This window comes from Bacillus sp. AY3-1 (genome assembly GCF_008368785.1).
Taxonomy (GTDB): domain Bacteria; phylum Bacillota; class Bacilli; order Bacillales; family Bacillaceae_G; genus Bacillus_A; species Bacillus_A wiedmannii.
This window is the reverse complement of the sequence record NZ_QORZ01000052.1, coordinates 1-1654: the sequence shown is the minus strand read 5'-3', so window position 1 is coordinate 1654 and position 1654 is coordinate 1. Positions and strand designations below refer to the sequence as shown.

General features: G+C 32.6%; 2 protein-coding genes. Both read right to left on the bottom strand.

What is annotated here, in order from left to right; translation table 11 throughout:
• Positions 1-80 precede the first annotated feature (80 nt).
• Positions 81-683, bottom strand: a complete 603-nt coding sequence (locus DN389_RS28230; RefSeq protein WP_098802067.1) for an MBL fold metallo-hydrolase — start codon at positions 681-683, stop codon at positions 81-83.
• A 264-nt stretch (positions 684-947) separates the two neighbouring features.
• Positions 948-1355 carry a GNAT family N-acetyltransferase gene (locus tag DN389_RS28225; RefSeq protein ID WP_098191300.1) on the bottom strand — a complete coding sequence of 136 codons (408 nt, stop codon included), beginning with the start codon at positions 1353-1355 and terminating at the stop codon, positions 948-950.
• Positions 1356-1654 lie beyond the last annotated feature (299 nt).

The following is a 1654-nucleotide window of genomic DNA, read 5'->3' as shown; positions in this document are numbered from 1 at the left end:
TTCAAACATGCTCTTTTATTTATTTACTATTAATTAGATTATACTTCAGCACAGTTTAACAAAAAATTCCTCTTCAACTTTTACAAATTTTGAATTTGAATCTTTATATTCTCCTTACTTAATCCTCCATGGTAACAAACTACCGATTCAATATCAAGATTTGAATACCTCTTCAAAGACTGCTGTGCTTCCTTAACATTTAAAGTTGTTGGGGCGTGAATTCCTCCTAACTTTCCATTCACGCTATACATCGAGTCTCCTGCAATAAGGGTTTTACTTTGTTTCAAATATAAACTAATATGACCTGGAGTGTGTCCTGGGGTATGTAGAATTTGTATCCCGCCGCAATACGGAAGTTCTTGCCCATCTATCACCGTATTACTAACTTTTCCTTTTGGTGGATTCTCTACATTTCCATCTTTCAATAAAGGTAACTCTCCCTCAATATATGGCTTATCTAGCTCGTGCGCATAAACTTTAATATCGCTTACACCATTCTCCAACAAATCAGGAAGGCTACCTATATGATCTATATCCTGATGCGTTAAAATCAAAACATTTAGCTTATCAACGGGTATCCCTACTCTTTCCATCTCTACTTGTATGTCTTCAAATTGTCCAGGGAAACCAGTATCTATTAACACTGCCATTTCATCATCCCATAAAAGAATTGGGTGAATAATAAAGTGAAACTTTAATCAGTGGGGGTTTTCTTCATCCCCAACTGATTATTAGTTGAACCAATCGGACTTTTTTATGGGCAGTTGATCCCCCACCTAAATTCTTTGCTTTCGTTGAATTGGGGGTCTTACTGCCCATTTAAGCGGGATAAATTCTTGAAACTCAAGTTGTAACATTTCTACCCCTTTAGCAATCTCCATATAGTCCGTCTCCTTTATGATGAAGTTTGAAAATATGCACAACTACACCGAAAATATAAAGCCACACTATCTTTTAATAGGTTTTGTCATCCCAATAGAGAATGCCTCAAACCCTATAGATTCATAATAAGATTGCAATTTTTCTACACACATAAGTTGGGGAATAACCTTGTTTTGTTCACAGTGCTGGATTAATCGTTCTACGATTTCTTTTCCAATACCAATGGACTGATACTCTGGCAATACACAAACACCACAAATAACGCCTGTTATTAAGCCATCTGATATAATACGCCCCATCCCCACTAACTCTTTATCATCAAAAGCATAAATTACATACCAACTTTGTTTACACATTTGTTCCAATTCATTCAGCGTTAAATTAAGAGAATTCCATTCTAAAGATTCATATAAGCTTAATAATCCATTGAAATCTGTTGGGTGTTTAATTGTGTAATTTATTCTATTATTCATGTAAATACTCCTTATTCCTTTGTTTGTATTTTATAAAATTCCCCTTATTAATATGAAATTAAATTAAATTAAATAAACTTCCATAAAAATAATAAAATTCCTACTCAACATAAAATAAAAAGAAGTTAACCTCACCTCAGTTAACTTCTTTTATAAAAATCTATTATTATATTATCAACCAAAAATCATACAGCTACAGACGATAAGAACAAACAAAACTAATAAACCATTTGAAAAATACCCCATAGAATACTGCCCCTTTATTTCATTATGTAAAAGATTTTATCATAAAATTATTT